The 19,634-nt window shown below is 68.0% G+C and carries 19 protein-coding genes; 15 read left to right on the top strand and 4 right to left on the bottom strand.

All coding sequences use genetic code 11. The features are described from left to right. Window positions 1–45 precede the first annotated feature (45 nt). The 3 genes from A3ES_RS0129800 (at window position 46) to A3ES_RS0129795 (ending at window position 3,054) form a co-directional block, all read left to right on the top strand. On the top strand, window positions 46–1,299 hold the full coding sequence (locus A3ES_RS0129800; protein WP_020390505.1) for an MFS transporter: 1,254 nt from the start codon (window positions 46–48) through the stop codon (window positions 1,297–1,299). A 141-nt stretch (window positions 1,300–1,440) separates the two neighbouring features. Further along, the gene (locus A3ES_RS54405) at window positions 1,441–1,578 is read left to right on the top strand and encodes a hypothetical protein (RefSeq protein WP_157630814.1); all 138 of its coding nucleotides are present in this window, start codon (window positions 1,441–1,443) and stop codon (window positions 1,576–1,578) included. 72 nt (window positions 1,579–1,650) lie between these two features. Then, window positions 1,651–3,054, top strand: coding sequence for a dihydrolipoyl dehydrogenase family protein (locus tag A3ES_RS0129795; protein ID WP_020390504.1), 1,404 nt, complete (start codon window positions 1,651–1,653; stop codon window positions 3,052–3,054). Between the two features lie 244 nt (window positions 3,055–3,298). On the opposite strand, the gene A3ES_RS48860 is transcribed toward A3ES_RS0129795, so the two are convergent. From A3ES_RS48860 to A3ES_RS0129780, 3 genes are read right to left on the bottom strand one after another with little or no spacing between them, the layout of a single operon-like run. Beyond that, window positions 3,299–4,069: a phosphatase PAP2 family protein gene (locus A3ES_RS48860; protein WP_020390503.1), complete on the bottom strand. Its 771-nt coding sequence runs from the start codon at window positions 4,067–4,069 to the stop codon at window positions 3,299–3,301. After that, entirely contained in the window at window positions 4,066–5,010 is a 945-nt protein-coding gene (locus A3ES_RS0129785; RefSeq protein ID WP_020390502.1) for a hypothetical protein, read from the bottom strand. Before A3ES_RS0129785 ends, A3ES_RS48860 begins: the two co-directional genes overlap by 4 nt. Then, window positions 5,007–5,339 (bottom strand): PadR family transcriptional regulator, encoded by a 333-nt coding sequence (locus tag A3ES_RS0129780; RefSeq protein ID WP_020390501.1) that lies wholly within the window; start codon window positions 5,337–5,339, stop codon window positions 5,007–5,009. Before A3ES_RS0129780 ends, A3ES_RS0129785 begins: the two co-directional genes overlap by 4 nt. A gap of 120 nt (window positions 5,340–5,459) precedes the next feature. Between A3ES_RS0129780 and A3ES_RS56820 the strand changes: the two genes are divergently transcribed. Genes A3ES_RS56820 through A3ES_RS0129725 form a run of 11 tightly spaced genes read left to right on the top strand, consistent with a single transcriptional unit; the run spans window position 5,460 to window position 17,344 of the window. After that, window positions 5,460–7,055 (top strand): discoidin domain-containing protein, encoded by a 1,596-nt coding sequence (locus A3ES_RS56820; RefSeq protein ID WP_020390500.1) that lies wholly within the window; start codon window positions 5,460–5,462, stop codon window positions 7,053–7,055. Between the two features lie 12 nt (window positions 7,056–7,067). Then, window positions 7,068–8,297 (top strand): MFS transporter, encoded by a 1,230-nt coding sequence (locus tag A3ES_RS0129770; protein ID WP_020390499.1) that lies wholly within the window; start codon window positions 7,068–7,070, stop codon window positions 8,295–8,297. Further along, entirely contained in the window at window positions 8,294–9,271 is a 978-nt protein-coding gene (locus tag A3ES_RS0129765; RefSeq protein ID WP_020390498.1) for a TolB-like translocation protein, read from the top strand. Before A3ES_RS0129770 ends, A3ES_RS0129765 begins: the two co-directional genes overlap by 4 nt. A gap of 32 nt (window positions 9,272–9,303) precedes the next feature. Further along, window positions 9,304–9,927, top strand: coding sequence for a TetR/AcrR family transcriptional regulator (locus A3ES_RS0129760; protein ID WP_020390497.1), 624 nt, complete (start codon window positions 9,304–9,306; stop codon window positions 9,925–9,927). Window positions 9,928–9,974: 47 nt separating this feature from the next. Further along, entirely contained in the window at window positions 9,975–11,186 is a 1,212-nt protein-coding gene (locus A3ES_RS0129755; RefSeq protein WP_020390496.1) for a Glu/Leu/Phe/Val dehydrogenase dimerization domain-containing protein, read from the top strand. After that, window positions 11,186–12,421, top strand: coding sequence for a CoA-binding protein (locus tag A3ES_RS48855; RefSeq protein ID WP_020390495.1), 1,236 nt, complete (start codon window positions 11,186–11,188; stop codon window positions 12,419–12,421). Before A3ES_RS0129755 ends, A3ES_RS48855 begins: the two co-directional genes overlap by 1 nt. Then, complete coding sequence (locus A3ES_RS0129745; RefSeq protein WP_020390494.1) at window positions 12,414–13,994, top strand: thiamine pyrophosphate-binding protein; 1,581 nt, start codon at window positions 12,414–12,416, stop codon at window positions 13,992–13,994. The genes A3ES_RS48855 and A3ES_RS0129745 overlap by 8 nt, the downstream gene beginning before the upstream one ends. Continuing rightward, entirely contained in the window at window positions 13,994–15,178 is a 1,185-nt protein-coding gene (locus A3ES_RS0129740; protein WP_020390493.1) for an acyl-CoA dehydrogenase family protein, read from the top strand. The genes A3ES_RS0129745 and A3ES_RS0129740 overlap by 1 nt, the downstream gene beginning before the upstream one ends. 5 nt (window positions 15,179–15,183) lie before the next feature. Continuing rightward, entirely contained in the window at window positions 15,184–15,954 is a 771-nt protein-coding gene (locus A3ES_RS0129735) for an inositol monophosphatase family protein (RefSeq protein ID WP_020390492.1), read from the top strand. A gap of 59 nt (window positions 15,955–16,013) precedes the next feature. Then, window positions 16,014–16,511, top strand: coding sequence for a SigE family RNA polymerase sigma factor (locus A3ES_RS0129730; protein WP_020390491.1), 498 nt, complete (start codon window positions 16,014–16,016; stop codon window positions 16,509–16,511). Next, window positions 16,511–17,344, top strand: a complete 834-nt coding sequence (locus A3ES_RS0129725; RefSeq protein ID WP_020390490.1) for a PASTA domain-containing protein — start codon at window positions 16,511–16,513, stop codon at window positions 17,342–17,344. The genes A3ES_RS0129730 and A3ES_RS0129725 overlap by 1 nt, the downstream gene beginning before the upstream one ends. A 2-nt stretch (window positions 17,345–17,346) precedes the next feature. Here A3ES_RS0129725 and A3ES_RS0129720 read toward each other — a convergent pair whose 3' ends face one another. Further along, window positions 17,347–18,363 (bottom strand): LacI family DNA-binding transcriptional regulator, encoded by a 1,017-nt coding sequence (locus tag A3ES_RS0129720; RefSeq protein ID WP_020390489.1) that lies wholly within the window; start codon window positions 18,361–18,363, stop codon window positions 17,347–17,349. Window positions 18,364–18,516: 153 nt separating this feature from the next. On the opposite strand from A3ES_RS0129720, the gene A3ES_RS0129715 reads away from it, so the two are divergent. Further along, window positions 18,517–19,434: a beta-L-arabinofuranosidase domain-containing protein gene (locus A3ES_RS0129715; protein WP_020390488.1), complete on the top strand. Its 918-nt coding sequence runs from the start codon at window positions 18,517–18,519 to the stop codon at window positions 19,432–19,434. The last annotated feature ends 200 nt before the right edge of the window (window positions 19,435–19,634 follow it).

Below are 19,634 nucleotides of genomic sequence, written 5' to 3'. Positions count from 1 at the left end.
ATCGGCCCCTTGCTGGATGGCCAGCCTGCGGACATAGTCAGCACAATGTCTGCGCAGCATGAGCCGAGCGTCATCGCCGATGACCCGCGCAGCAGCCGTTCGCTGGTGGTGGCCGCACTCGCCATCACCCAGACCGTCGGCTACGGAGTCCTGTACTACGTCTTCGGCGTTTTCCTCGGCCCGATGAGTGCCGACCTGCGGATCTCCACGGCCACCTCGGCGGGTGCGCTGACCCTGGCGATCTTGGTCAGCTGCGTGATGTCGGTGCCCGTCGGCCGGTGGCTCGACAAGCGCGGCGCCCACCTGATGATGACGACCGGCTCGCTACTCGGCAGCGCCGCCGTGCTCGCCTGGTCGCAGGTGCAGAACGTCGTCCAGCTGTACGCCGTGTTCGTGCTGATCGGGATCGCGTCGGCGATGGTCCTCTACGGGCCGGCCATCGCCGTACTGGTCGCAGTACTCGAGCCGAAGCGGCGTACCAACGCCTTGCTGGTGGTGACGTTGGTGGCCGGCCTCGCCAGCACGATCTTCATCCCGCTCGCGGGCCAGCTGATCCGGGCGCACGGCTGGCGGCACGCACTGCTGATCCTCGGCCTGGTCCACAACCTGGTGACCGTGCCCCTGCATGCGCTGGCGCTCCGGCACACCCGGCCGTCGCATTCGAGATCAGCCTCCGACCGCGCGGATCGCAGTCGAGCGATCCGCGCAGCACTGCGCGACGGCGGCTTCTGGCTGATCACGACCGGCTTCGTCCTGCACAGCGGCGCGCTGGCGATCGTGTCGGTCCACCTTGTGCTCTTCCTCGTCGACCTCGGCTACAAGCCGGCAGTGGCCGCCGGCTTGACCGGACTCCTCGGCCTGTACTCCGTAACCGGCCGGATCGTCACCTCGGTCCTGCAGCGCTGGCTCGACATGTCGACGATCGCCGCGCGGACATTCCTGATCCAGTGCTTCGCGATCGGCATCCTGCCGCTACTCGGTCGACACCCGCTCGGTGCGGCCCTTTGCATCGTCCTGTTCGGACTCGGCTTCGGCGTCTCCACGCTCGCCACCCCCGCGATCCTGCTCGAGCGGTACGGCGCCTCCGGCTACGGCACCATCTCGGGCGCACTCGCGACGCCGGTCCTGGCAGCCCGCGCGATCGGCCCACTCGGCGCGGCCATAGTCGCGACGACGGCCGGCTACCGCTACACGATGATCCCGGTCGCGCTGGCCTGCGTCGCGGCCAGCCTCTGCCTGACCTTCAGCCGGCACGTCCCGGCGCCACAGCGAGAAGCCATCAAGGGGCCTGGCGGCTGACGTACAGCTCGTTGGCGGCTTGACGCTGACTTCTCCAACGAGAAGGGGTACAGGGTCGTGCAGGTCACGCCGCCGGGGCTGCACCTGGTCGTGAAGGAAGTCGTTACCCGGGCACCGGGCCGCTGAGCGAGGACTGCGACCATGGATGCGGTGAAAGACCAGACCTGGGTCATTCTCGACGCGCTGCAGCGGCAGCGGCAGCGCACGGCGTACACGAGGCGGAGGAGCTCGGCGGCAAGTTCGACGAGCAGTGGCCGCAGTGGTACGCCGAGCACATGACCAGGAAACTGGCGGACAGCGGATACCGGATCGTCCGTACCGCGGACGACGACAAGTAAGGCGGAGCCGGGCATGGAAACGACGGAGTACGACGTCATCGTTCTGGGCGGCGGAGCCGTCGGGGAGAACGCCGCCGACCGCGCGGTCCAGGGCGGTCTGACCGCGGTCATCGTCGAGAGCGAACTGGTCGGCGGCGAGTGCTCGTACTGGGCCTGCATGCCGTCGAAGGCGCTGCTGCGTTCGGCCCAGGTACTCCGCGCCGCGCGGCGGGTGCCGGGTGCCGCGCAGGCGGTGACCGGTGAGCTTGACGTACCGGCCGTGCTTGCCCGGCGCGACGACTTCACCAGCCACTGGAAGGACGACGGCCAGGTGAAGTGGCTGGACAGCGCCGGCATCTCGCTGGTGCGCGGCCACGGGCGGATCACCGGGCCGAAGGAGGTGACCGTCGCGGGGCAGGTGCTCACCGCACGGCACGCGATCGTCGTGTCGACCGGCTCCGACGCGCTCGTGCCTGGCATCCCGGGACTGCGCGACGTCGACCCGTGGACCAGTCGCGACGCGACCAGCGTGAAGACGGTGCCGCGCAGCCTGGCGATCATCGGTGGCGGTGTGGTGGCCACCGAGATGGCGACGGCGTACGCCGGTTTCGGTACTGCGGTGACCGTGATCGCGCGGAGCGGGTTGCTCGGTGCGATGGAGCCGTTCGCGGGCGAGCTGGTGGCCGAGGGGTTGCGTGAACTCGGCGCCACCGTGCTGCTCAAGACCGAGACCAAGAGCGTGAAGCGGGTGGACGACGAGGTTGTCCTCGAGCTGGGCGACGGCTCGACCGTCTCGGCGCAGGAGGTGCTCGTCGCGACCGGCCGCACCCCGAGGACCGGGGACATCGGCCTGGAGACCATCGGGCTGAAGCCCGGCAGCTGGCTGGAGACCGACGACACCTTGCTGGTCAGCGGCTATGACTGGCTGTACGCCGTGGGCGACGTCAACCATCGCGCGCTGCTGACCCATCAAGGCAAGTACCAGGCGCGTGCAGCGGGTGACGTGATCGCGGCCCGCGCGAACGGCGTACCGGTGTCGGATGCGCCGTGGGGGACGCACGTCGCGACGGCAGACCAGCAAGCCGTCCCGCAGGTCACCTTCACCGAACCTGAGGTCGCGTCGATCGGCCTCACCGCGACCGCCGCGAAGGCAGCGGGGTACCAGACCCGCGTCGTCGACTACGACCTCGGCAACATCGCGGGCGCGAGCGTCCACGCCGACGACTACAAGGGCAAAGCCCGGATGGTCGTAGACGAGCAACGCAAGGTGCTCCTAGGCGTCACCTTCGTCGGCCCCGACGTCGCAGACCTGTTGCAGGCAGCAACCATCGCGATCGTCGGCGAAGTCCCCCTCAACCGCCTCTGGCACGCAGTCCCGGCCTACCCCACCATCAACGAGATCTGGCTGCGCCTTCTGGAAACCTACGGACGCCCATAACCCAGACGCCCACCACCAAGCCACCACCCCACCCGGCCGGGCCGGGCAAGCAATCGGTGGGCTTCGCCCCTCCAAGGGGGCATCGCCCACTGGTAGAGCAAGGGGCTAACCCCATACCGAGGGGCGAACCCCTCCCGGTGTACGGGTAGCCCAACCCGGGCCGTCGTCCCGATCGACAGGACATAGTCGGTCGTTGGGACGGGCGCCACGCTCACGGGAGCGGCGCTCGGCCGCAGTACGGGGACTATGTCCTGTCGGTCGGGACGGCCATGCGCGCTGAGGCGGGTTGCTCTGCTGGGGAGTTGCGGGTGACTGTGAACCAGAGGAGGGCGGCGCAGAGGGTGGCGGTGGTGGCGAAGATCAGCGGGCGGGCGTAGGCGTCGGTTCGCGAGCTGGCCAGTACTGCGCCGAGTGCCGCGACGGTCAGGACGAGGGCTGTGTGCGGCTTCGGCATTGGGTGTTTGCGGCTGGCGATGGTGTAGCAGGCGCAAGCTAGGAGGGTGGCGCCGAGGGCGTCGCTTGGGCGGTGCCAATACAGAGCCTGTACTCCGGCCGCCGTGATCGCGAGCCAGAGTGCACCCGCCGCTGCGACGTACGGGCGGGTGCGTGGTGAGGCGACCATGATCGCGCCGACGGTCAGGCCTGCGGCGATGGCGACGTGGCCGCTGGGGAAGCTTGCCTCGACGATGGTGCGAGGGGCATCCGAGATGTCGGGGCGGGGCAGGATGAACTTGTTGAGGACCTCTGTGCCGCCGATGGTGGCGACCGCGACGCCGAGGCCCGCCAGGCCGTTGAGCCACTGCCGGCGGAGTACGGCGACGATCGCGATCAGCGCCAGGCCGATGATGAGGGTTGCCCATTCGGCCTTCAGGGGTGGCGGTCCGATGGAGTACAGGATGTGGAAGATGCGTGCCTGGTCGGCGTAGCCGACGATGAGGGAGTTCTCTGCCGCTTGGCCGAAAGGTGTGCATACGGCGAGGACGTAGAGCGCCACGAAGGCGATCAGGGACTTCATTTGAGTTGGGTGTTCCTTCTGGTCGCCAGGATCAAGGCAGGCAGGGTGGCGGCCAGTGCCAGCAGGACGGTTGTGCTCGGCTGCGGATGGAAGGCGAGGAGAGTCGAGTCCGTGAGTATAGCCTCGACCCGGACGATCGCGAAGGCAGCGACCGGGATCGTCCAGCGGTAGTCGCGGGTGGCGATGGTTGCCCAGCCCGCGATGATGATCACCGCGACCTCGAGGACGAACTGGCCACGCTGGAACCACGGGTTGTAGGAGGCGAGATGGAGGCCTCCGGCAACAAACATGAAGACCGCGACCGGGATCAGCCAGCGGTAGCTGTATCGCTGCAAAGTCCTCGCCGTAAGGACTGCGCAAGCGGCGAACAACAGCACCGGAAGAACGATGTCATGGGCAAGGATCGGCGCGCCCAGGCCGTAGTAGCTCGCGCCCGAAACGCCTTGATCACCGAAGACGTTCGACGTCCCGATCGTGATCCCGGAGTAGATCATCGCGGCCACGGCCGGCAGTGCGATCCACGCCCGGCCGCGTAGCAGCGCGACGAAGGCGATCAGCGGGAGCAGACCGTAGGGGAGCAAACGGGTTCGCGTCCCCTCGCCTGTTGCCCACGGATACCAGCCGTTGAAGTGGAAGTTGATCGCATGCCGGGCTGGGTCGATGTGCAGCATCCAGTTCCATACGTCTTGTAAATAAGGCACCAGCGCGAGCAGGGCAAGCCAAAGCGCGGCCAACTGCAGACCTTCTAGCCACCATGACCGGCTCTTGTCATCGGCAATGATTCGAGCCCGTTCCTGTACGCCGCCGCGCACCAGGGCGGTTGCCTCGCGCAACGGCGGCCACTCGCGACCAGGGTGAACCTCAGTGAGACAAGCCAAGAGCTCATCGCCGTGGCTGTCGCGATAGGCCTTGGGATAGGCGAGCAGCACGAGACGGTTCACGCTTCGGCCGTCCGGGCGCGTCCGATGACGACGGCCGCCGCTTGCTGCAGGCGAAGGGCTTCGCGCTGAAGCATCGCGCCTCCGTCGTCGGTCAGGCGGTAGTAGCGCCGGGCGCGGCCGTCCACGATCTCCTCGTGATCGGCTTCCACCAAGCCGGCTCGCTCCAGCCGTTCCAGGGCGCCGTACAGGGTGCCGACGGCCAGCCGGAGTCGCCCATCGGTGGCTTGTTCGGTGGCTTTGATGATGCCGTAACCGTGCAGTGGACCGTCCAGGAGAGCGGCCAGCAGGAAGTACTGCGATTCGGTCAGCGTCGGCGACTGGTTCCTCACGGCAGCGAGTATATATCGTCTCCCGAAGTATGGTGAGCAGGGGCGTCTGGGCATTGACGGTGCGATATCTGTTAGGTAACTTTCCTAACAATTCACTGACCCGCCCCGGGAGTCCGCCTCATGTTCAGACGCATCCGCCGTTCGGCAATCCTGTTACCGCTAGTGTTCGTCGCCGCGATCGGCATCTCCGACGCGACCGCCGGCACGACAGCAGATGTGCTGTTGTCCCGGCAGAAACCAGTCCTCACCTCCAGTAACGAGACCAGCTCGCTGACCGGCGAACGTGCGGTCGACGGCAGCACCACGACCCGATGGGGCAGCACCGAGGGCGTGGATCCGCAGTGGATCCGCGTCGATCTCGGCCAGCCGGCCACCATCAGCCGGGTGAAGCTGAACTGGGAAGTGGCCTACGGCAAGGCGTACCGGATCGAGGTCTCCGACGACGGGGCCACCTTCCGGACCGTCAAGGAAGTCACCGCCGGCAACGGCGCGATCGACGACCTGACCGGGTTCGTGGCGCACGGCAGGTACGTCCGCCTGGTCGGGACCCAGCGAGGCACCAGCTACGGCTACTCGCTGTGGGAACTCGAGGTCTTCGGCACCACCGACTCCAGCGGTGACACCGAGGCCCCGACTGTGCCGACCGGCCTGAAGACCACCGCCATCACCGCGACGTCCGCAGCACTCCAATGGACCGCGTCGACGGACAACATCGGCGTGAGCAGCTACGACGTACTGCGCAATGGCGTCGTGGTCGGCTCCTCCGCCACCACGCAGTACAACGACACCGGGCTGACGGCCAGTACGGCGTACCAGTACTCCGTGCGTGCTCGTGACCTGGCCGGCAACCAGTCGGCGGCGAGCGCGGCTATCACCGTGACGACCGCCGCGGGTGGCACCGGCAACTTCGTGCTGGCCGCGGCCGGCGACATCGCCGAGCAGTGCACCGCGTCCAGCTCCAGTTGCGTGCACCCCAAGACGGCAAACCTGGTCGAGCAGATGGCTCCGGCCAATGTCCTCACGATGGGCGACAACCAGTACGACGACGCCCACCTGTCGGACTTCCAGAACTACTACGCCAAGACGTGGGGCCGGTTCAAGTCGATCACCAAGCCGACTCCCGGCAACCACGAGACCTACGACAACACCCCGTTCGCCGGCTACGAGCAGTACTTCGGTGCGGCGATCGCAAAGCCGCAGGGCAAGCGGTACTACAGCTGGAACAAGGGCAACTGGCACTTCATCGCCCTCGACTCCAACGACTTCAGTGGTGAGTACCTGGCCGAGCCGGAGCAGCTCACCTGGCTGAAGGCCGACCTCGCGAAGAACACCAAGGGCTGTATCGCTGCCTACTTCCACCACCCGCGGTACAGCTCCGGCGACCATGGCGACAACCCCAACCTCGCCTCGCTGTGGAACACGCTGGTCGGCGCGAAGGCCGACCTGGTGCTCAACGGGCACGACCACCACTACGAGCGCTTCTTCCCGCAGAACGCGAACGGCCAGGCCGATCCGAACGGCCCGGTCCAGATCATCGGCGGGATGGGCGGCGCGCCGTGGTACCCGGTGAGCGCAGCGCACCCGACGACCGCCAAGCTGCTGCAGGAGACGTACGGCGTACTGAAGCTCTCGATGACCGACACGACGTTCCAGACTCAGCTCGTCGGTCTCGACAGCACCGTCAAGGACAGCAGCCCGACCTACACCTGCCACTGACGGGCCGGACTGATGTATCTCGCCGAGAGTCGCAGTAGCGCATCGACCAAGGTCGGGCGCAGGGGCCGTCGCGCGCCGGCCAACGTGGTCGCACTCGGTGTGGTCAGTCTGGTCACCGACATCTCCTCGGAGATGGTGACGGCGATCCTGCCGCTCTACCTGGTGATCGGGCTCGGTCTGAACCCCTTGCAGTTCGGTCTGCTGGACGGGCTGTACGCCGGGGCGACCGCGGTACTGCGACTTGTCGGCGGGCATGTGGCCGATCGCTGGCGGCGGCTCAAAGCCGTCGCCGGCATCGGCTACGGGTTGTCAGCAGCCTGCAAGCTCGGGCTGCTGGCAGCCGGGTCGTCGATCGCCGCGATCGGCGGCGTGCTGGCCCTCGACCGAGCAGGCAAAGGAATCCGTACTGCGCCCCGCGACGCGCTGATCTCGTTGAGCAGCGCACCCGAGTCGCTGGGTCGCTCGTTCGGCGTCCATCGGGCAATGGACACGGTCGGCGCCCTACTCGGACCGCTGGTGGCGGCCGGGGTGTTGTGGGCGAGTCTGGGTGACTTCGACGCCGTCTTCGTCACCAGCTTCTGTGTCGCCGGATGTGGCGTGCTGCTGCTGGTCGTGCTGGTCAAGGACCACCCGCGGCAAGGACCGCCCGGCGCTGTGCCTATCCGAGGCATGCTCAAACTCCTGAATATCAAGGCCTTTCGAAGGTGTTGTGGCTGGGCTGCCGCACTCGGGCTGGTCACGATCACCGACTCGTTCGTCTACCTGGCGCTGCAGCGGCGGTGGGACGTCGACACCGCGTTGTTCCCTCTGCTTCCGATCGGCACGGCCGCGACCTTCCTGCTGCTGGCCGTTCCGCTCGGGCGGCTAGCTGACCGCGTCGGACGCTGGAAGCTCTTCCTGGCAGGACATGTAGCTCTCGTAGTAGCCCTGCTGATGCTCTGCGGTCCGGCGAAGAGTGCGTGGCTCGCGGTTGCCGCGCTGTGTCTACACGGGATCTTCTACGCCGCGACTGACGGAGTACTGCCTGCCGTAGCAGGTCCTTTGCTCCCAGAACACTTGAGGGCGAGCGGACTCGCACTACTCCAGACGGGTCAGGCATTGGCCCGGATGGTGTCAGCAGTGCTCGTAGGCCTCGTCTGGACCTTGTGGGACCTTCGGCCGGCGCTACTGCTGACTACCGGCGCCCTGCTGGTGGTCACGATCGCGGCTGCCGTCGTAAGACCTTGGGAGGAAGCACGATGAAAAAGGTTCTCGCCAGCGCACTTGGCATGATTCTGCTGATCGGTGCCGCGGTCCTGTACGTCGTACAGGCGCGTGGCGGCGGTCCGGCGGTCAACGCGCGGCCCGTGGTGTCCGGCAGGCTGGCGCTTGCCCCCGGCAACTTGTACTTCCGCAACCTCGCCGAGGGACCGGATCAGGGGAAGCTCGCCGCGGTGTCCGCCGATGATCCGGACGGCACGCGGCAGGTCGGGAACCTGATGTGCGATCGGTTCGCGACGGCACGCAGTACGAGCATCTGCCTGCGTACCAAGGCGGGCTCGCTGCCACCGCTCACCGAGCTGCTGGTGCTCGGCGCGGACCTCGCCATCAAGCATCAGCAGACCTTGCCCGGTACGCCGAGCCGCGCCCGCGTCTCGCCCGACGGCAAGATCGTGAACTGGACGTTGTTCGTCAGCGGCGACTCGTACGCCGCCTCCGGGTTCTCCACTCGCACTGGCCTCTACGAGGTCGACACCGGGCGCCTGGTCAAGAGCATCGAGGAAATCCCTGTCTTCGTCGACGGCCGGCGGTACTTCGCATCGGACGTCAACTACTGGGGCGTCACCTTCGCTGCCGACGGCAACCGTTTCTACGTCACCCTGGGCAGCAAGGGAAAGACCTATCTGATCGAGGCGGACTATCGCCGGTATCGCGGCGATGCCATTCTGCAGAACGCCGAATGCCCGTCCCTCTCGCCGGACGGACGACGCATCGCCTACAAGCAGAAGAACGCCGACGGGAGCTGGCGGCTCGCAGTACTGGATCTCGGCAGCCGCCGGGTCACACATCCCGCGGAGGGCCACGCGATCGACGACCAGCCGCTCTGGCGAGACGCCGGCAACCTGCTCTATGCGCTCAAGCGCGACGCGACGACCGACATCTGGTCGACCCCGATCACCGCGACCGGGACGCCGATGATGCTCGTCCCGGACGCTGCATCACCAGCCATCCGCTGAACCGTTATTCAGCAGTGGCGTAGAGTCGGAGGATGCCGAGGAAGAACGCAGAGGTCCGCCGTCTCGAGGTGCTCGACGAGACGCTGAACCAGATCCGGGCGGTCGGGATGTCCGTCGTCCGGATCGCCGACGTGGCCGGCGCGATGGGTGTCAGCCCGGCGCTGATCGTGTACCACTTCCAGACCAAGGAGAATCTGCTCGCCGAGGCGCTGATCCATGCCGCCGAGCGCGACCTCGCCACCCTGGGCCGGGTCCTGCGCGGTGCGGATTCGCCGGCCACGCGACTGATGGCCGCCCTCGACTGGTACTCACCGACAGGCCGGGCGCGGGGCTGGCAGATCTGGATCGACGCGTGGTCGGCGGCGATGCGGGACAAGACGCTCGCGAAGGTGCTGACCGATCTCCATGGCCGGTGGGTCGACGAGATCGCGAAGGTGGTCGCCGACGGCGTCGAGACGGGCGTGTTCACGTCAGCCGATCCGCGCGCGTCCGCGACCCGGATCACCGCGCTACTGGACGGTCTGGCGGTCAGGATGGTCGTGCACACGGCGAGGCCGACCCGGGGTGAGCTGCGGGCCTGGCTGCTGCTTCAGGTCTGCGCCGAGCTCGCTGTCGAGGAGTTACGGCTCCTTGACAGTGTCCCGGCGCCGAACTGATACTGAACCAACGTTCAGTAGTAGTCGCTGAGTCAGGAGCCGCCCCGGTGTCCGTCGTCACGCCCGCCCGAGCCGTCGTCGGCACTGATGCTCCGTACCTCGAACTGACCTGGACAGACCCGGTCACCGGCTTGCAGGGCTTTCTCGTCATCGACCGGCTGGTCCGGGGCGTCTGCAGCGGCGGGCTCAGAGTGCGGGAGGGATGCACTCTGGCCGAAGTCCGCGGCCTGGCGGCGGGGATGACGCTGAAGGAAGGGCTCTACTACCGGCCCGAGAACCGTTACGTGCCGCTCGGTGGTGCGAAGGGCGGCATCGACTGCAGCCCTCACGACCCTCGCATGCGAGGCGTGCTGTCCCGCTATCTCCAAGGTGTGCGCGCTCTGCTGGAGCGGCACTGGACGACCGGCGAGGACCTCGGGCTCCAGCAGAAGCTGATCGACGAGGTGGTGACCGAACTGGGGCTGGAGAGCTCGATCCAGGCGGTGTATCCGCTGCTCGACGACAAGGAGGCCGCGATCGCCCGGCTCGCCGCCGCCTTCGCGGTCGAGGACGACGGCATCGGGTTGGGGGAGCTGGCCGGCGGCCTCGGCGTTGCCGAGGCGGTGCTGACCGCGCTCGACGAGCTCGGCCGTCCCGCGGAGGGGACACGGGTTGTCATCCAGGGGTTCGGCTCGATGGGTGGCGCGACCGCTCGCTACCTCGCGCGGGCCGGTTTGAAGGTCGTCGGTATCGCCGACGCGAACGGAGTGATCGCCAACCCGGCGGGCCTCGACGTCGAGGCGCTGCTTCGCGCCCGCGACGACTTCGGCGAGATCGACCGCTCGGTACTGCGTTCAGCCGACGTCGAGGCTCCGGGTGATGAGTGGCTGGCGATCGACACCGACGTCCTGGTCCCGGCCGCGATCTCGTACTGCGTGACGCCGGCGAACCAGCACGAAGTACGGGCTGCTCTGATCGCCGAAGCAGCCAACCTGCCCGTGCTGCCTGAAGCCGAGGCGATGCTGACCGCGCGTGGAGTGCACGTCGTACCGGACTTCGTCGCGAACTCGGCGACGAATGCCTGGTGGTGGTGGACTCTGTTCGGCGACATCGGCGCCGATGCCGCACAAGCCGATCGGCAGATCCGGACGGAGATGCGGCGGATCGTGAGCGGGGCCTTCGTCCGTGCGCGAGCCGATCGATGCACGCTGCGCGAAGCGGCGCGTGCGTTCACCGCGGAGCAGTTGCTGGCGATCGATGCCCGCTTCGGTCAGTTCTGATGGAGCTGGCCTCGTTTCGCGATCCGGCATCGGTCGCTGTCGTCGGCGCATCGAACAATCCGGCCAAGTGGGGTTACTGGCTGGCGCGCGGGGCACTCGGCGGCCGGCATCGGCGGGACGTGTTTCTCGTCAATCACAAGGGATCTTCGGTGCTCGGGCAGCCGGCCTGGCGGGATCTTGGCGAGCTACCTTCGGTGCCCGAGCTGGTCGTGGTCTGCGTGCCCGCCACCTCGGCTGCTGACGTGATCGACCAGGGTCTGAAGCTCGGTGTGCCGGCTGTTCTCGCGATCACAGCCCGCCTGGCCGATGGGATCGCGGAGCGCGTCCGTGCGGCCGGCGCTCGGCTGCTCGGGCCGAACAGCCTTGGGCTGTACGACGCGGCGGGCGAGCTCCAGTTGGCCTGGGGCGACTTCACGCCGGGTTCGCTGGCGGTGGTTTCGCAGAGCGGCCAGCTGGGGTTGGAGATCGCCGGACTGGGTGAGCGGCTGGGGATCGGCCTGTCTCGCTTCGTGTCGATCGGCAATCAGGCCGACCTCCACGCGCGGGAGCTGCTCGAAGACCTTGTCGACGACAGCGCGACCCGCGTTGTCGCTGTGTACCTGGAGAGCTTTGCCGATGGCAACGAGTTGGTCCGGGTGCTGTCACGGCTGACCGAGGCTGGGAAGCCGGTTCTCCTGCTGACGACGGGAGGCAGCGATGGTAGTCAGCGGTTGGCTCGGTCCCACACCGGGTCGCTGACGTCGGCGCTCGACGTGGTGGACGCCGCTTGCCGGGCGGCTGGTGCGCTGCGGGTGGCGACGCCGACGGAGTTGGTGAACACCGCGGCGCTGCTCCTTGCGAGGCAGCCGGTACGTGGCCGGCGTCTTGCGGTGGTCAGCGACAGCGGCGGACAAGGTGGCATCGCCGCTGATGTTGCCGTCAGCAACGGCTTGCTGTTCCCCGCGTTCTCGCCGGAGTTGCGGGAGCGGCTGGCCGGAGTGTTGCCGGCCGGAGCCTCGGTGGCGAATCCGGTCGACCTGGCTGGCGCCGGGGAGGCCGACCTGTTCGCGTATCCCGAGGCCGTCCGGCTGGCGCAGGAGTCGGGCGAGGTCGACGCGATGGTGCTTTCGGGGTACTTCGGTTGTTATGGCGAGGATTCGCCATCGCTGTCGCAGGTCGAGCTGGAGATCAACCCGGTCCGGGTGTCGCCATCGGGTGCGCTTGCGGTCGACGTACTGGTGGTGACAGATGCCTAGTGGGGGAGAGGTACTGGTCGCTGCGCTGGCAGCGCGGGGCGTCGACACTGTCTTCGGGATTCCCGGCACTCACAACCTGGCGGTGTACGCGGCGCTGGCAGCGCACGGGATCAGGCACATCTCGCCGCGGCATGAGCAGGGCGCGGGGTACGCCGCGGACGGCTATGCGCGCTCGGCCGGCCGGCCGGGTGTCGTCCTGACCACGACAGGACCGGGCATCCTCAACGCGGCGGCTGCGGCGGCTCAGGCGTACTCCGACTCGGTCCCGGTGCTGTTCATCTCGCCTGGCATGCCGTTGTGGCACCCGGTGCTGGGCAACGGCTTCTTGCACGAGGTCAAGAACCAGAGCGCGGCAATGGACGCCATCGTGGAGTACAGCCATCGGGTGACCAGCGTCGAGGAGATCCCGCTGGCCGTCGCCCGGGCTTTCGCCGTGATGACGTCGGGCCGGCCGCGCCCGGTCCACCTCGAGATCCCACTCGATCTGCTGGAGGAAGAGGCAAGGGCGCCACTCCTGCCGGACGCGCCCGGCGCCCCAACCGCGTCGACCGCCTATGGCAGCCCGCTCGCCGCGACCGCGTTGGCGGCCGCGGCGACGCCGGTGCTGATCGTCGGCGGGGGCGCGCACCAGGCAACTGACCAGTTGGTCGCGTTCGCCGACGCGCTCGGCGCGCCGGTGTTCACGACGGCGAATGGCAAAGGCGCCTTCCCGACCGACCACCCGCTGCACGCGGGCGCCGGCGTCCATCACCCCGCAGTACAGGCGGCTGTGGGGGAGGCTGATCTGGTGGTTGCTGTTGGCACCGAGCTTGCGCCGTCTGACTGGTGGTTCGGTCTGCCGGAGTTGACCGGCAAGCTGGTCCGGATCGACATCGATCCGATCTCGATGCACCGGAACGCCCCAGCCACCCATGCCCTGGTGGGTGATTGCCGGCGAGTCCTCGACGACCTGCTCGCGCACCTGGGCGACTCGTCAGCGGACGGGACCGCGCGCGCCGCAGTACTGCGAACGAGGCACCAGGCCGACGCCCGGGCCGAGGGTGAGCCGTGGCTGGAGATGCTCGCCGCGATCGAGGCAGCACTCCCACCCGAGGCGATCGTTGCCGCCGACAACGCGATGGTCAGCTACTACGGAGCACTGTCGAACCTGCCGCGCCGCTTCCTCTATCCGACGGGTGCGGGAACGCTCGGCTACGGTCTCCCGGCGGGGATCGGCGCGAAGGTCGCCAACCCGGAGCTGCCGGTGCTGGTGCTCCAGGGCGACGGCGGGATCATGTTCACCATCGCCGAGCTGGCGACCGCCGCCGAACTGCGGTTGCCGCTGCCGATCGTTGTCGTGGACAACGGTGGTTACGGAGAAATCCGCAACGAGATGGCCGATCGGGGCGACCCGGTCCACGCCGTTGCCCTCGGCCACCCCGATTTCGTTGCCCTGGGCAAGTCGTTGGGCTGCCGCGGGGTTCTGGTCGGCGCGGCCGAGCTGGCCGGGGCGATCGAGACGGCGCTGACCAGCGACCGCCCCACGGTGATCCACATCCTCGAGTCAAGCCGCGCGGCGAAGGCCCTGCTGTGATGGACACCTACCGTGACGACGCCCTGATCCGAGGCACACTGATGGAGTACTGGCCGCTGACCGACGAGCAGCGCTCGATCATCGAGCTGTGCAAGGACTTCGCGATCCGTGAGATCCGGCCGCGCGGTCGCGAGGTGGACGAGGCCGACGTGGTCTCGCCGCTCGACATCTTCGCCGCCGCGGCGAAGGTGGGCATCACCGACTTCATGCTGCCGCAGGAGTACGGCGGCGGCGGCTTCACCGACGTCTTCACGCAATGTCTGGTGCAGGAGCAACTGTGCTGGGGTGATCCGGGCATCGGCAATCTGCTCTGCTCGCACGGCTTCTTCGCCGACCCGGTATTGGCGCTCGGTACGCCGGAGCAGAAGGAGACCTGGCTGCGTCCGCTGACCGGTCCGCACTCCGCATTGACCGCGCTCGCGACCACCGAGCCGGGATCGGGATCCGACTCGGCGTCGATCGTTACGCAGGCCAAGCGAGTCGACGGTGGGTACCTGATCGCCGGGCAGAAGGCGTGGATCTCCAATGCCGGACTCGCGGAGCGGTACGTCGTCTTCGCCAAGACCGACCCGGCCGAACGGCCGAAGGGGGTCACCGCGTTCCTGCTGCGCAAGGGCGCCGCCGGGATGACGTTCGGGGAGCCGATGAAGAAGATGGGGCAGCGGGCGATCGTCTGCCGGGAGATCTTCCTCGACGAGGTCTTCGTTCCTGCCTCCGCCCGGTTGGGGGCCGAGGGCAAGGGGTTCTACGGGCTGATGGAGACCTTCGACATCTCCCGGGTCGTGCTGGCCGCGGCGGCCACCGGCGCGGCGCGAGCGGCGTACGAGTTCGCGCTGGACTACGCGCGGACGCGGGGCCAGTTCGGCAAGCCGATCATCGAGCACCAGGCGGTCGCGTTCCGGCTGGCCGACATGGCGACCCGGATCCAGGGGGCGTGGCTGCTGACGCTGCACGCCGCGCGGCAACTCGATGCCGGGCAGCCCGCGACCGGACTGGCGGCGATGGCGAAGCTGACCGCCTCGGAGACGTCGATGTTCTGCACCTGGGCCGCCGTGCAGACCCTGGGCGGCTGGGGGTACTCGCGCGAGTTCCCGGTCGAGCAGTGGATGCGGGACGCGAAGCTGGAGGAGATCGAGGAAGGTACCTCGGACATCATGCGGCTGGTGATCTCACGTAATCTCTGACGGCTATGGACGATATCGAGGTGGCGATCGCGGCGGCCGAGGCCGGGGCAGCGGTGATTCGGGGGATGTACGGGACCGCGGTCGGGCGGCATGACAAGTCGCCGACCGACTTCGCGACCGACGCCGACCTCGCCGCCGAGAAGGCGATCGGCGAGGTGATCCGGGCGGCGCGGCCCGACGATGCGGTGGTGGGCGAGGAGTTCGGCGCCTCCGGGCAGGGCGACCGCACCTGGCTCATCGATCCGCTTTGCGGCACGCTCAACTTCGCCGCGCAGACGCCGCTCTTCTCAGTGAACATAGCGCTACGGTCCGGCGCGGAGACTGTGGTGGCGGCGGTGGCCGATCCGCTCGCCGGGGAGATCTTCTGGACCGCCGGTACGATGGCTGCGCTGCGCCGGGATGGCATCGACTCACAGTTGGTGCCGTCGGCAACCTCACGGCTGGTGGATGTGGATGCCGACGCGCCTCGCGATGCGGTGCTGCTGCCCGCAGACTTGATCGACCGCGACTTCCGGGACGTCTTCGCGCCGCGGATCTCGTCGACCACGCTCACCCTGGCCTGGACGGCGGCCGGACGGCGAGCGGCGTACGTGTCGAACGGAATACTCCGGGACAGCGTGCACTTCACGCCGGGCATCGCGCTTTGCCAGGCGGCCGGCTGCATCGTCACCGACCTGCGCGGCGCACCGCTCCACACCGGCCCAGGTCTGGTCGCGGCCGCCGACCCCGCAACCCACCAGCAACTCTTGGAATTCATCGCCCGCCGCTTGGTGTGAGATTGAGGGAACCTCGCGCTGCCGCCATCCTGTCTATCAGGTGTGAGAGCAGGTGAGGTGTGAGCGAGGACGACGACTTCAGCGAGTACGTCGCGGCGCGCTGGACCGGTTTGGTGCGCTCCGCGGTGTTGCTGGGGTGCAGCCGGCCCGAGGCTGAGGATCTGGTCCAGACGGCGCTGGAACGGTGCCTGCTGAAGTGGGACAAGGTACGGGTGGCCGAGGACCGGAACGCCTACGTCCACCGGATCCTGATCAACCTCTTCATCTCCGCGCGTCGCCGCAAGTGGACGGGGGAGCGGCCGACCGCGGTACTCCCGGACCGAACAAGCCTCGACGAGACCATCGGCGTCGATGACTCCGACGCGGTGATGCGTGCGCTCGACCGGCTGACCCGGGAACAACGCGCCGCCGTCGTACTGCGCTACTACGCGCACCTGAGCGAACAGCAAATGGCTTCCGTACTCGGAGTTGCTTCGGGCACCGTGAAGAGCCGTCTGGCGCGAGCGCTGAAGACGCTGGCCGAGGACCCGAACCTGGCAGAACTGCGAGGAATCTGATGAACGAATCCAAGCTGACCGAGTTGCTCGAACAAGCGGGTGAGCGGACGACCGTCGGGCCGCCACCGATCGAAGCGATGCGCGCGGGCGCCACCCGCCGCCGGCGGCGTCGTACGGCGGTGATCTCGTTGACCGCCGCGGCCGCCGTGGTGGTCGCAGTCGGCGGAACGGCTCTGCTCACGCCACCGGGCACGAATCCGGACCAGACGAAACCGCCGGTGGCTTCGCAGGCGCCGGAGCGGCTGCGTCTGGTCGGCCTCGGGCATGTGGCGATTGCCATACCGCGGGAGTGGGGAACGAACCAGCACCATTGTGGGACGCCGCAACGAGACACGGTCATGATCAACCTGGGCGCGATTAACCTCTGCCTTCCCCCTCGGCCGAGCGGGGTCGAGAGCCTGCAGCTGGGAACCGGCAAGCCAGGGAAGTACGACCCCAAGTTCTCCGCCGACGAGATCTTCGAGATCGACGGGGTGCGGGCCGAACGTCAGCGGACGACCTGCACGAAGACCGGCGAACTGCTCTGCTCCGGCATGGTTTTCGTTCCGTCGTTGAGCGTCTGGTTCCAGGTGGAGTCGTCAACCAGTGCCGCAGAGGTCGATCGCGTTCTCCAGCGCATCAGGGTCGTCCCGGATCTGGTCGGCGTACCGGAATCCGGCATGCTCGACCGGCAGGCCTACGCAGACCTGCTCATCGCCCAGGGTCTGCGGCCCGAGCTCAAGATCGTCAAGGTCTCCCAGAACACCCTCGAGCAGATCATCGAGGTCTCCCCGGCCGCCGGAACGATGCTGAAACCCGGCTCGAAGGTCACCTTCACCGTCACCGAGCGCTGACCTCAGGACTCCCGGACCACCAGGTGGCCGGGGACGACGTGGACGCCTGGGCTCGGGCGGCCGTTGATTGCTTCGAGCAACAGTTCGGCGGAGCGGCGGCCGATCTCCTCCAGGCCGAGATCCACCGTCGTCAGGGGCGGCCGGGCCGCTTCGGCGACGAGACCCCAGTTGTCGACCCCGACGACGCCGACCTGGGTGGGCAGGGAGATCCCGGCCTCCCGCAATCCATCGGTCACCCCGCGGGCTAGCACGTCGCTGCCGCAGAACACCCCGTCGAAGTCTTCCTTTGCCCGGAGCAACTGTGCCACCGCGAAGCGTCCCCAGGCCTCGGTCCAGCTGCCGAAGAGCGGATGGCCGACAGGTTCGAGGCCTTGCGCGGCCAGCGCCTCGGCCATGCCGGTGGCCCGTTCGCGAGCGGAGGCGTGTGATTCCGGGCCGGTGATGTGGGCGATCCGCTGGCGGCCGGTGTTGACCAGGTGCTCGACCGCGAGGCGTGCGGCGCCGCGTTCATCGCTGACGACACTGCAGTCGTCCGGATCGCTGCTGGGCGCGAAGGCATAGACGACAGGAACTGGCAGGTCGTCGCCCAGCGGCCGTCGCGGATCGGTACGACGGCCCGCGACGATGATGCCGTCGACCCGTCGCTCCAGCAGTTTGCGCAGGTGGTGCGACTCGCGGATGGGGTCGTCGCGGCCATCGCACAGGAACGCGATCATCTCGCCGGCGGCCAATGAGTCCTCGGCGCCACGCATCACCGGGATGCCGAACCGGCCGTAGCTGTCGGTCGTGATGACGCCGACGGTGAAGGTCCGTCCGGTCAGCAGACTCCGGGCGACGTTGTTCGGCGCGAAGCCCAGTTCGGCGGCGACGGAGCGGACCCGGGCGCGGGTCTCGTCACGGAGCCGGCCGCGGCCGTTGAGGGCCTTGGACGCTGTGCCCACGGAGACGCCCGCCTTGGCGGCGACATCTGCGATGCCGACCCGGCGGACGACGGCCGGGGGGCCGGGTTCTTCGGTCATGGCGCGGTCCTGGTCCTCAAGCGGGAAACATTTTCCTTGAAGATACCTCAACGCGGCGATGGACCAGGCCATGGTCTTGACCGACGCGCCTAGGAGGCTTAAGTTCTCGGTCGAGAAAACCTTTTCCTGATTTTCCTAGCCGGGAGGTAGCCGGTGAACCCTCAACGCGAGGTCGGGCCCGTTCACGCCGACATCCTTGGACCAGCCGCACCGCGCAGGCTCCCGCGCCTCGCGCCGTTGCCGTTGAGCGCCGCCCGACTGGATCCCGCCTCCCTGCTGGGCAAATGGCAGGAGCTCAACGCCGCGGCCACCATTCCGCACTGTCTGGCCAACGTCCGGCGTACCGGCGTGATCACGAACTTCAGCCGGCTCGCCGACGCGGGGACGGACACCCCGCAAGGCCGGTTCGCGGGGATGTGGTTCGCCGACTCCGATCTGTACAAGACCCTCGAGGCGATCGGCTGGGAGATGGGCCGCTCCGGCACCGACCAGTGGGCAGACGTCCTGTCCGAGGCTGCCGATCTCCTCGAGCAGGTGCAGACCTCCGACGGCTACCTCAACACCTACGTACAGGGGACCGCGGGGGTGGAGCGGTTCGCGCATCTCGAATACAGCCACGAGCTGTACTGCGCGGGACATCTCCTGCAAGCTGCCGTGGCCCTGCATCGCGGTGGCGGCGACAAGCGCATCCTCGCGGTCGCGCGGGGAGTGGCTGACCTCATCGTCAGCGCGCTCGGCGACGACCTGCCGCTCATCGACGGGCATCCCGAGGTCGGGACCGCGCTGGTCGAGCTCTACCGCGAAACGGGCGAGGAGTCCTATCTGCGCGCGGCCGAGCTTCAGGTCGAGCGGCGTGGCCACCAGGTTCTGCCCATCGGGCGCTTCGGTTCGCAGTACTACCAGGACCACCTGCCGGTAACCCTGACCGTGCTCGCCTCCAACCAACTGGGCACACTGAACTGGGGCCTCATGCAGGCCGGCGTCGCAGTCACCGCCATCCCCTGCATCATGCTCTACCTACTCCTCCAGCGGTACTACGTCGCCGGCCTAGTGGCCAGCGCCGTCAAGTAGCCCGGCCTCCAAGCACCCCGCGGTCTGCTCGATAGCCCCCTATCCGACCAATAGCCCGCTACAGCTTGCGTTTAAACCTCGGCCGCCTTGGTGTCGTGTCTGGTGATCAGTTCGGTGGCTTCGGCGGCGATGTCGCGCATCTGGGTGATGAGGGCGCGTAGCTGCCGGTCGTTGTTGATCCATTCGGCGTACAGGTTCGC

The sequence above is a fragment of the Kribbella catacumbae DSM 19601 genome, assembly GCF_000372465.1.
In the GTDB taxonomy this organism is placed as follows: Bacteria; Actinomycetota; Actinomycetes; order Propionibacteriales; family Kribbellaceae; genus Kribbella; species Kribbella catacumbae.
The sequence above is the reverse complement of the archived record's forward strand: the minus strand, read 5'-3'. Positions and strand labels throughout refer to the sequence as shown.

Excerpts from the sequence above, each read along its gene's own strand:
- A3ES_RS0129735 (WP_020390492.1), top strand. The coding sequence starts at position 15,184 with ATGGACGATATCGAGGTGGCGATCGCGGCGGCCGAGGCCGGGGCAGCG.
- A3ES_RS0129720 (WP_020390489.1), bottom strand. The coding sequence starts at position 18,363 with ATGACCGAAGAACCCGGCCCCCCGGCCGTCGTCCGCCGGGTCGGCATC.
- A3ES_RS0129795 (WP_020390504.1), top strand. The coding sequence starts at position 1,651 with ATGGAAACGACGGAGTACGACGTCATCGTTCTGGGCGGCGGAGCCGTC.
- A3ES_RS0129800 (WP_020390505.1), top strand. The coding sequence starts at position 46 with ATGTCTGCGCAGCATGAGCCGAGCGTCATCGCCGATGACCCGCGCAGC.
- A3ES_RS54405 (WP_157630814.1), top strand. The coding sequence starts at position 1,441 with ATGGATGCGGTGAAAGACCAGACCTGGGTCATTCTCGACGCGCTGCAG.
- A3ES_RS0129725 (WP_020390490.1), top strand. The coding sequence starts at position 16,511 with ATGAACGAATCCAAGCTGACCGAGTTGCTCGAACAAGCGGGTGAGCGG.
- A3ES_RS48860 (WP_020390503.1), bottom strand. The coding sequence starts at position 4,069 with ATGAAGTCCCTGATCGCCTTCGTGGCGCTCTACGTCCTCGCCGTATGC.
- A3ES_RS0129745 (WP_020390494.1), top strand. The coding sequence starts at position 12,414 with ATGCCTAGTGGGGGAGAGGTACTGGTCGCTGCGCTGGCAGCGCGGGGC.
- A3ES_RS56820 (WP_020390500.1), top strand. The coding sequence starts at position 5,460 with ATGTTCAGACGCATCCGCCGTTCGGCAATCCTGTTACCGCTAGTGTTC.
- A3ES_RS0129760 (WP_020390497.1), top strand. The coding sequence starts at position 9,304 with ATGCCGAGGAAGAACGCAGAGGTCCGCCGTCTCGAGGTGCTCGACGAG.
- A3ES_RS0129770 (WP_020390499.1), top strand. The coding sequence starts at position 7,068 with ATGTATCTCGCCGAGAGTCGCAGTAGCGCATCGACCAAGGTCGGGCGC.
- A3ES_RS0129765 (WP_020390498.1), top strand. The coding sequence starts at position 8,294 with ATGAAAAAGGTTCTCGCCAGCGCACTTGGCATGATTCTGCTGATCGGT.
- A3ES_RS0129740 (WP_020390493.1), top strand. The coding sequence starts at position 13,994 with ATGGACACCTACCGTGACGACGCCCTGATCCGAGGCACACTGATGGAG.
- A3ES_RS48855 (WP_020390495.1), top strand. The coding sequence starts at position 11,186 with ATGGAGCTGGCCTCGTTTCGCGATCCGGCATCGGTCGCTGTCGTCGGC.